The 546-nt window shown below is 53.8% G+C and carries 1 pseudogene; it reads left to right on the top strand.

The features are described 5' to 3' along the window. Positions 1 to 546: pseudogene (locus HMPREF2808_RS03650) on the top strand (HNH endonuclease); the annotation flags it as partial.

The raw sequence follows: 546 nt of genomic DNA on the forward strand, positions 1-546 counted from the left end.
CCTGCCGAAAGTCAAAGCCATACAAGACACCTCGTGCCTGCTCGACATCGAGTCCCTCATCGCTATTGACCAGCCCATGTCGGCACTAACCGCCTTGACTACGGAAACCCTGGATTTCATCGACACCATCCTGGCTGACTTTTTCACCCCTTCGAAACCCAATCAGGCTTTTCCTACACGTAGCCAAATCAGGCGTAAAGTCCGCGACATCTGTAAAACCCTGGATGACTCCATCGCATATCGCGATACCCGCCCCAAAGACACCTACCGCTTCTCCTCCAACGGAACCTCTGCCTGGCTGGAACTCCAGGTTGGGGAAGACACCGGCATTAAACTCGATGCCTTCATCCACACAGCCGCCGCAAAAGAAGGAATCACTGTTGCTGAAGCGGTCATCAAACTCTTAAGCGGCGAGATACAACCACCAGCCACCGTAGTCTTACACACCTACCAAGCCTGCGATATCGACAATGCCCCAACCTTTATTGGAGGCTTCGGCTGGCGACAAGAGCCCATGCCGCATGATAAAACCCGGGACTTAACCGG

Source organism: Corynebacterium sp. HMSC078A10, from assembly GCF_001811565.1.
In the GTDB taxonomy this organism is placed as follows: Bacteria; Actinomycetota; Actinomycetes; order Mycobacteriales; family Mycobacteriaceae; genus Corynebacterium; species Corynebacterium hesseae.